The sequence below is a fragment of the Oceanobacillus caeni genome, from assembly GCF_042678465.1.
In the GTDB taxonomy this organism is placed as follows: Bacteria; Bacillota; Bacilli; order Bacillales; family Amphibacillaceae; genus Oceanobacillus; species Oceanobacillus caeni.
Window position 1 is genome coordinate 1 of sequence record NZ_JBHTKV010000049.1, and the last position, 9,150, is coordinate 9,150.

9 protein-coding genes are annotated in these 9,150 nt (G+C 36.2%); 6 read left to right on the forward strand and 3 right to left on the reverse strand.

Features of this window, described 5'->3' with window-relative positions:
• The 6 genes from ACFQ18_RS17560 to ACFQ18_RS17585 form a co-directional block, all read left to right on the forward strand.
• Positions 1-495, forward strand: a 495-nt coding sequence (locus tag ACFQ18_RS17560; RefSeq protein WP_379566855.1) for an NADPH-dependent FMN reductase, incomplete at its 5' end; no start/stop codon positions are given.
• A gap of 356 nt (positions 496-851) precedes the next feature.
• Entirely contained in the window at positions 852-2,153 is a 1,302-nt protein-coding gene (locus ACFQ18_RS17565) for an MFS transporter (protein ID WP_047184504.1), read from the forward strand.
• Between the two features lie 212 nt (positions 2,154-2,365).
• Positions 2,366-3,079 carry a FadR/GntR family transcriptional regulator gene (locus ACFQ18_RS17570; protein ID WP_204798802.1) on the forward strand — a complete coding sequence of 238 codons (714 nt, stop codon included), beginning with the start codon at positions 2,366-2,368 and terminating at the stop codon, positions 3,077-3,079.
• Between the two features lie 41 nt (positions 3,080-3,120).
• Positions 3,121-3,837 carry a (Fe-S)-binding protein gene (locus ACFQ18_RS17575; protein ID WP_047184536.1) on the forward strand — a complete coding sequence of 239 codons (717 nt, stop codon included), beginning with the start codon at positions 3,121-3,123 and terminating at the stop codon, positions 3,835-3,837.
• A gap of 17 nt (positions 3,838-3,854) precedes the next feature.
• Positions 3,855-5,291 (forward strand): LutB/LldF family L-lactate oxidation iron-sulfur protein, encoded by a 1,437-nt coding sequence (locus tag ACFQ18_RS17580; RefSeq protein ID WP_204798801.1) that lies wholly within the window; start codon positions 3,855-3,857, stop codon positions 5,289-5,291.
• Positions 5,275-5,976: a LutC/YkgG family protein gene (locus ACFQ18_RS17585; protein WP_204798800.1), complete on the forward strand. Its 702-nt coding sequence runs from the start codon at positions 5,275-5,277 to the stop codon at positions 5,974-5,976. The genes ACFQ18_RS17580 and ACFQ18_RS17585 overlap by 17 nt, the downstream gene beginning before the upstream one ends.
• A gap of 78 nt (positions 5,977-6,054) precedes the next feature.
• Here ACFQ18_RS17585 and ACFQ18_RS17590 read toward each other — a convergent pair whose 3' ends face one another.
• The 3 genes from ACFQ18_RS17590 to ytvI form a co-directional block, all read right to left on the reverse strand.
• Positions 6,055-7,497: a sodium:solute symporter family protein gene (locus ACFQ18_RS17590; RefSeq protein ID WP_204798799.1), complete on the reverse strand. Its 1,443-nt coding sequence runs from the start codon at positions 7,495-7,497 to the stop codon at positions 6,055-6,057.
• Positions 7,494-7,679: a hypothetical protein gene (locus ACFQ18_RS17595; protein ID WP_047184509.1), complete on the reverse strand. Its 186-nt coding sequence runs from the start codon at positions 7,677-7,679 to the stop codon at positions 7,494-7,496. Before ACFQ18_RS17595 ends, ACFQ18_RS17590 begins: the two co-directional genes overlap by 4 nt.
• Positions 7,680-8,111: 432 nt before the next feature.
• A complete protein-coding gene (ytvI, locus tag ACFQ18_RS17600; RefSeq protein WP_379566859.1) occupies positions 8,112-8,960 on the reverse strand; it encodes a sporulation integral membrane protein YtvI in 849 nt (282 codons plus the stop codon).
• Between the last annotated feature and the right edge of the window lie 190 nt (positions 8,961-9,150).

Sequence of the window (9,150 nt, forward strand, 5' to 3'; positions counted from 1 at the left end):
GAAATCTTAGAAAAATATCCAGAAGTAGAATTTAATCTAATTGACCTAGCAGATTACGATATTCAATTTAGTGATGGGCGAAATTATTTGGAATATGAAGGTGATACTGGATTCGTTACAAAACAAATAATGGAAGCAGATGCCATCATAATTGGAACACCTATATTTCAAGCATCTATTCCTGCTACATTGAAGAATATATTTGATTTGCTTCCTGAAAAATCATTTTGGGACAAAATCGTAAGTATCCTTGTTACCGCTGGATCACCCAAACATTATTTAATCGTAGAACAACAATTAAAACCGATTTTATCTTATATGAAAGCACAAGTTGTTCAATCGTATGTATTTATTGAAGAAAAGGACTTTTACAGGAAAGAAATAATCAATGATGATATTATCTTCCGGATCCAACGTTTAGTCGAAGATACAGTAGTGTTAACTGAAACCCATACGAATATTCGTAAGGCTAAGGAAGAGGAGTATGATTTTTAAGAAGAAAAAAAGTGACTCAGTTTAGAATGAAAGACAGGATTATTTCCTTGGAGGAAGATTCCTGTCTTTTTTTAAGTTGAATAAGAAAAGTTATATGTAACTCCAATTGTATTGTTGCACTTATGAGTAAGATAAAAGTACTGTTACAACAACTTTTAAGTTATTAAAACCAAATAAAATGGAATATACTGGATAATTCATTTCCTTTGAAAATGATATTTACAAGCCCTAAAACTCATGATAGAATACGAACATAAGGTTATCGGGTCATCTGATGAGTTGGCAACATATGAACTATCCGAGAATTGTAAGCGATTTAAATTGGGGTGAATTAATTAATTGGGGGGAGAAAAACAATGTTAAAGGGGAATGTAAGGGTACTTTGTGCTAGTTTAATAGGTAGTGCGATCGAGTGGTTTGATTACTTTTTATACGGTACGGTTGCTGCCTTAGTTTTTAACCAGTTATTCTTCGTAAGTGAGGATCCAGTATTGGGGTTAATTATTGCGTATACTTCCTTTTCAGTTGCTTTTTTCTTACGACCTATCGGTGGAGTCCTTTTTAGTCATATTGGGGACCGTTTAGGTAGGAAAAAGACGTTAGTACTAACGCTCAGTTTAATGGGCTTATCTACCTTTGGTATGGGGCTGCTGCCTACTTATCAAGTGATTGGTATTTGGGCGCCAATTTTTCTAACTTGTTTACGTTTCGTGCAAGGGTTGGCACTTGGTGGCGAATGGGGCGGTTCTGTACTGTTAGCGGTAGAATATGCACCGAAAAATAGAAAGGGGTTATTTGGAAGTGTGCCGCAAATAGGGATTTCCCTGGGATTGATTTTAGGTTCCTTGGTTATGTCGGTGATGACACTTCTACCAGATGAGCAGTTCATGTCTTGGGGATGGCGTGTACCGTTTTTATTAAGTGTCTTACTTGTTTTATTCGGTTTATGGATTAGGAAAGGTATTGATGAAACTCCCGCATTTAAAAAAGCCCAAGAGGCGGGTGAAATATCAAGGCTTCCGATTGCAGATACATTACGTTACCATTGGAAAGCAGTGTTAATCGCGATGGGGGCAAAAGTAGTTGAAACGGCACCATTCTACATATATGGAACATTTATCGTTTCTTATGCAACATCCAATTTGTCATTCAATGAGTCCGAGGCTTTGAATGCGGTTGTAATTGGCTCCTTAGTTGCTACGATTCTTATTCCGATTATTGGACATCTATCAGATCGAATTGGTAGAAAGAGAATTTACCTATTTGGTATTGTGGCGACTGTATTATATGCTTTTCCATATTTCTGGATGCTGCAACAAGGTTCGGTATTTTTACTTATTTTAGCAACGGTTATTGGTTTGGGATTCATCTGGGGTTCCCTCAATGCTGTCCAGGGAACGATGATGTCGGAATTTTTCCCGGCGAAAATACGTAATACCGGGATTTCGTTAGGATATCAGCTTGGTGCGGCATTTGCAGGAGGAACGGCTCCGCTTGTGGCAACAACATTATTAGCCACTTTTAACAATTCTTACGTACCGGTTGCGCTTTATATGATTTTAGCTGCATTAGTCAGTTTCATTGCGATTATTTCGATCAAAGGTAATGGTCAAGTGAAGGAGCAAAGTGATTCAAATCTTGAAGAAGTTAGCGGTTAAGTTTTGTTGGAAGGATTCTGTTTCTACTTCATTTAAAAACAAAATCGGCAAGGTATTATGCCTCGCTGATTAAACATTAAAATTTTGCCAGATTACTTTCTTTAGGAGTGAACCATTGTATCAAAAAATATAACAATAGATTATCATCACAACTAGAAGGGATTTAATAGATTTAAGAAATCCAACAACTATGAACAGGGGTTGAACATGAATTGGAATATAAAAAAATAAGAAAGCGAAAAATCTACGAAGAAGTGGCAGATTCTTTAATCGAGATGATTAAAAATAAACAACTAAAACCGGGGGATAAGTTAGATTCTGTTGAAAAACTGGCAAATCATTTTGATGTTGGTAGATCTGCTATTCGGGAAGCACTTAGCGGACTTCGTTCAATGGAGTTACTTGAGATGAGACAAGGGGAAGGGACTTATGTAAAGGATTTTGACCCGTCTAGATTCACTTTGCCTGTTACTACAGCTTTTTTAATGAAGAAAAACGATGTTAAAGAGTTGTATGAACTACGGAAAATATTAGAGGTAGGAACAGCCAGCCTTGCTGCAAAAGTTTATAAAGAGGAAGATTTAATGCCAATAGAAAAGGCACTAATTGTTATGAAAAATGCAAAAGATAATGATGAACTAGCAGCAAGTGCGGATACCGATTTTCATATGGCGATTGCAAGTGCAACACATAATCAGTTACTTATCAACCTAATGAGTAGTGTGTCCGATCTACTTACCGAATCCATTCGTGAAACAAGGAAAGTCTTGTTATATTCGCAGGGGCGATCTGAAAAGTTATATTTGGAACATGAAAGGATTTTTAATGCTTTAAAAGATAGGGATTCAGAACTTGCGGGGCAATGTATGCATGATCATTTAGAAGAGGTAAATAAAGATCTATTTAAACATATTGATAAATGGTAAGAAGCTATCTTGGTAGTCTACATAATGAAGAGGTGAGAGGTTTGAAAGTATCCTTATTTATTACATGTTTAAGTGATATGTTTTTTACAGACGTTGGAAAAAATACGGTTGAGATTTTAGAAAGAGCTGGCTGTGCGGTGGATTTTCCTGCATCCCAGACTTGTTGTGGTCAACCAGCTTTTAATAGTGGTTATTTAAAAGAAGCAAAACAATCTATGAAACAGATGATGAGGAGTTTCAGAGATTCGGAATATGTCGTAGGTCCTTCTGGATCATGTATTGGAATGTTAAAAGAATACCCCAAGATATTTGCGGGAGATAAAGAGTGGGAGGAGGATGCAAGGGATCTTGCCAATAAATCCTATGAATTAACGCAATTTCTTGTTGATGTTCTTGGAATAACAGATGTTGGTTCCACATTTAAAGGAAGAGTGACCTATCATCCATCATGCCATATGACAAGAATTCTTGGTGTTAAGGATCAGCCAAGGAAACTTTTGCAAAATGTTAAGGGAGTTGAATTAATTGAACTTCCCGTTGCAGAAGATTGCTGTGGCTTTGGTGGAACATTCTCGGTGAAAAACCCTGACATATCTCGGGAAATGGTAAAAGAAAAATCAAGGCATGTATCCGAGACAGGAGCGGATTACTTGGTTGGTGGTGATATGGGATGTCTTATGAATATAGGTGGAAGAATGCGTAGAGAAGGGAAACAAGTAGAAGTTATCCATATTACAGAAATATTAAATACTCACTAATGGATGGAGGAGTTTACATGAGCGTTAAAATTGGGGAAGCTCCGTATAATGAACGTATAACAAAAGGGATTGAGAATGATTTCATGCGTGAAGCCGTTTCTTCCGCACAAGGGAGATTTAGAGCTGGAAGACTTTCTCAAGCAGAAGAACTTGGAAACTGGGAAGATTGGCGCAGGTTAGGAGAAGAAATTCGTACACATACAATAGAAAATATTGATTTCTATTTACAGCAATTGAGCGATGCAGTTTCTAATAAAGGTGGAAATGTCTATTTCGCGGAGACTGCTGAAGAAGCGAACCATTATATTCAGAATGTCGTTAAAAAGAAAAACGCCAGAAAAGTAGTGAAAGCGAAGTCTATGGTAACGGAAGAAATTGGTTTAAATAAAGCGATAAAGGATTTAGGGGTGGAGGTAGTCGAGTCAGATCTTGGAGAATGGATTTTGCAGTTGGATGAGGAAGCACCTTCTCATATTGTTACCCCTGCTTTACATAAGAACAAGGAGCAAATCCGCGATATTTTTGCCAAAAAAAGAGGGTATGATAAATCCGATGACCCAGAAGAGCTTGCTGCTTTTGCTAGAAAGGAATTACGTAAAGATTTCTTATCTGCTGATGTTGGTATTACGGGATGCAACTTCGCTATAGCAGAATCAGGAGCAATTACGTTAGTAACGAATGAAGGAAATGCAGAAATGGTAACTACCCTTCCAGATACTGTTATCACGGTGATGGGGATGGAACGCATTGTCCCTACATGGGAGGAAATGGAAGTACTTGTTAGTTTATTAACGAGATCGGCTGTTGGACAAAAGTTAACTAGTTATATCACAACCTATGGTGGGGCGCGCTTAGAGGATGAAGTAGATGGCCCTGATGATTATCATCTAGTTATTGTTGATAATGGTCGTTCGAAAATTTTAGGAACGGAATTTCAAGCTGCTCTTCATTGTATACGCTGTGCGTCCTGTATCAATGTTTGTCCAGTTTACCGACATGTTGGAGGTCATGCATACAATTCCATTTATCCAGGACCAATTGGTGCGGTTATTACGCCGTTATTGGATGGATATGATGATCATAAAGAACTTCCTTATGCATCTTCTTTATGTGGTGCTTGTACAGAAGCATGTCCAGTTAAAATTCCATTACATGAAATGCTTATCCGCCACCGACAAATTATCGTGGAAAGGGAGAATAAGGCACCAATGACTGAAAAGATTTTGATGAATGGGTTTGCTAAATGGTCATCAAGTCCTGCCGCTTATAAAATAAGTACTAAATTAGCAAGGCCTGCTTTAATCCCATGGATCAAAGACGAGGACATGATTGAAAATGGACCAGGGCCTCTAAAAGGATGGACAGATGTACGTGATTTTCCTGCCCCTAGCAAAAAGTCATTTCGTGCTTGGTTTAAAGAAAGAGAGAGTGAACAACATGAACGTTCAAAATAAGGAGTCATTTTTAAATAATCTAGCCGATAGACTTAACAGGCCACGTCGAACCCAAGGGGTAGCACGGCCTGATTGGAGCGTTTATCCTCAATATGAAGTATTTAAAGGGGCATCGCAGGATGAATTGGTTGAAGTTTTAGAAAAACAGTGTGAAGCTATCCATACTGATTTTATACAAACAGATCAGATGGAATTACCAATAGTTCTTGAAGAAACGATTAGGAAATATGATGGAAAGTCGATTATAGTATCCAATGATCCTCGTAATGAGAAATATGGACTAAACCGTTTTTATAAAAATTTAGATGAAAATGTAAATGTTCATATTTGGGATCCCGAATTAGGAAAGGGAAATCAGGTAATTGCGGAACAGGCAGATGTAGGAATTACATTTAGTGATATTACATTAGCTGAATCCGCTACTGTGACATTATTTAATAATAAAAATAATGGCCGCTCCATTAGTTTATTACCCAAAACGTATATAGCCATTATTCCAAAAAGTACGCTTGTTCCTCGCATGACACAAGCAGCTAATCAAATTCATGAGGCAACGCTTAAAGGGGAGACTGTTGCATCTTATGTAAGTTTTATATCTGGGCCAAGTAATAGTGCGGATATTGAAATGAATTTAATTGTTGGAGTTCATGGTCCGATAAAAGCTACTTACATTTTAGTGGATTAAAATGATCACACTAACTTCAATAGGACATAGGATAGTTTTTAGACTTTCCTATGTCCCTAATCTCTTCTAAACTTTATATTATACAGATAAGAACCCCTTCGCCTTCTCTTCCGGTGCTTTTGTCAGCAAACTTACACTGATGAAAAGGATGGTTGAAATAAGAATACCCCAAAGTCCGGAAGCTAAACCTAAAGGCTTTATTTGCATCAATTCCAGGATAATAACAATGAATCCACTAACTACTACACTAGAAATAACCCCAGCTGCCGTTCCACGCTTCCAAAAGAACGCCCCGATTATGGCTGGTACAACTACTAACAAACCAGCGGAGGAAGAAACAGATAAAACTGCAATCAGGTTAACTTCCATTAGCGAAAAGATAAATGCTAAAGCTGCTATTACAGGAATGATAAATTTACCAACTTTAAGTTGTGCGGAATCACTTGTATTCTTCTTCACGTTCCCATATACATCCCTAGCAAACAAAGATGAAAGGGTAAGTAAAATGGAATCAATAGTCGAAATGGCAGCTGCCATAATTCCTACCATAACGATAGCCCCCAAAATTGGCGGTATTAGATCTGATTGAAGAACTAATGGTGTTGCCATGTCCGCATTTTCTAAATTTGGAAACATGATTAAAGCGGAATACCCCCAAATAATTGCCACAATCGTATAAATCAATCCAAATATCAAAAATCCCATAAGCATATGCCTCATACTTTTTAGTGATGAAGGCATGTACAATCTTTGACTAACCTGTGGATTGGATAAGCTAAAGAAAAACCAAGGTAGACTTAAACCTAAAAAGTTTAGAAAGCTAAAAAAGCCATTTCCAGGAACGGTTAAATATTGAGGGTATTTTGTTTCAAGTGTGCCAAAGAAACCGCTAAAACCACCGAGCCCTTTAATTAATACTAGCACTACAATAGTAGAAGTAATAATCATAAAAAGTGCCTGTAGGGAGTCTGTCCATGCCACTGATCTAATTCCTGCGATATAAGTGAAGAAAATAGCTAATGCTGTAGCAAGAATAACACCAGTAGAAAAGGAAATAGCATTATTTGTCACACCTTGTAATAAGTAACCAACACCTGATAATTGAACCGCGCTATAAGGAATTAAAAAAATACAGTTCGAGACAGCAACGAGAATTGCTACTGTTTTACTATCATAGCGATCACCTAACATTTCGGATGGGGTTACATAGCCAAATTTCTTACCTACTTTCCAAAACCTTGGTCCAAAAAAGGCAACGAGGGAAACCCCCATTAAATAAATCAGTTCAAAACCTAATGCTCCAACTCCACCATTATATGTAAGACCAGCAAGCCCTACTAACATGAACGCACTATAAGTTGTGGCACTATAACTAAGCGCAGATACAAACCCATTCATCTTTCGGTCTCCAAGAAAGTAACTATTCATGTTATTTTGTTTTCCAGACCTTGATAAAAATGCAATGAGAATGGCAACTGCGACATATATAACAATGGCGCTCCATACTAAAGTTGTACTCATTTTTCTTTACCCCAATCCTTTGTTATAAAATAATTAATCCCAATAACGATGACGGCTAGGATGATCCAAACAAAGAAACTCCCATACCATTTTGTCACATTTGTTAGTAGTGTATAGGGGAGGATATACGCTATAAGAACAAAAAATAAAATCATAAGCCCCCATTTTAATTCGCCTTTCAAAATAAAACCTACTTTCTATAAAAAATTTTTGTTAATAGAATAATAGATAATGCTTTTAATGTGGTATAGTGAAATATTTCACAATTTAGGTATGGAAAGGTTCGTAAATAGATGGTTTTTTATATCATAACAAATAGTGCCATTCTTTTCTATATTTAAATAAATTTTAGTAGATACCCCTTCTTAGACAAAAAATGAAACCACTCATCATGGTTTCATTTTGGATGTTATATTTTAAAATCCAATTTAATAAGTCCAGCTTCTTTCGCTGACAGTATGGCGATGATGGATAATGGACCGATAATAATCCAATGACACCAAGAAGTATAAACCTAACCATAAACCAATTAAAGTTGGAAGAGGAGGTAAACCAATTTGGTCTCCCATGACTTTAGGTTCAACCGTTCTACGTATGATTAATAATATTGCAGCTTAAATAAGCAATTGAATTCCCGTACTCGTATCTCCTGCTATTAAATCAAATAACGCCCAAGGTGCAAGGATAACAATGGAACCGATGATTGGGATTAAATCGATTATCCAAATAACTAAAGACATGACAAGTGCATTATGTGGAGAGATAAAGATCAGACCGATATACGTTACAATAAAAATAATAATACTAACGAAAAACTGTGCTTTCATAAAACCCGTAAAAAATCGAGTGGAACGTTGTAAAATATATTGGATTTTTTCAGCATTTTCTTCACGGAACTTGGAGTAAAATATTTTTCTATATTTCGGAAGATCCATACTTATTAAAAATAAAGCTATTAAATAGATAATAATAACAACTACTAAATTAGGAATTCCCTGTATCCAACCCGCTAGTATCGGTATCATTCCCTGCGCCATATTGGTCAACCATTCTAGAAGGTTAGAAATCTGTCCTTTCATTTCATTTATAAAAATAGGTGGAAGTCCCGCCGCAGTTTTATTAATATCCTCTAGTAGTTTTTCAATAAAGACATTGATATCAATAATGTAATAAGGTAATCTTTCTGCAAATCGTATTGTTTCATTTACGACTCTAGTGATAGCAACATAAAATATAAAGGCGATACTTAAAACAAACAAAAGAAATGAAATTAATACTGCAGGTGCCCTAGTTTTAAGCTTTAAATGTTTCTGCAGGAACCGAACTAAAGGTTCTAAGACGAAAGCTGTAACCGTGGCTAATATTAAAGGCATGAAAGCGGAAGAATAGAAATATAGAATAATTGCAATTAATATAAGTGAAACTGCAATAATAATCCGTTTGGTTGTAAAAAACTTAGCCAAATAAAAACTCCTTTCAATTACGAATACTTTTATTATATATGAGGTATCCAATTGTTCCCAATACTTAAGAAAGTAATTTGTTATATATTTTTTTCGCGTAATGACGAAATGAAGGATTTTTCTTGAGTTTTCTTTCTTTTACAAAGGATTCAAATTGCCTTTTACGTTCAAATTGTATTTGCTCGCTTTC

Coding starts and splice junctions, on each gene's coding strand:
- ACFQ18_RS17590 (WP_204798799.1), bottom strand. CDS start 7,497: ATGAGTACAACTTTAGTATGGAGCGCCATTGTTATATATGTCGCAGTT.
- ACFQ18_RS17580 (WP_204798801.1), top strand. CDS start 3,855: ATGAGCGTTAAAATTGGGGAAGCTCCGTATAATGAACGTATAACAAAA.
- ACFQ18_RS17585 (WP_204798800.1), top strand. CDS start 5,275: ATGAACGTTCAAAATAAGGAGTCATTTTTAAATAATCTAGCCGATAGA.
- ACFQ18_RS17565 (WP_047184504.1), top strand. CDS start 852: ATGTTAAAGGGGAATGTAAGGGTACTTTGTGCTAGTTTAATAGGTAGT.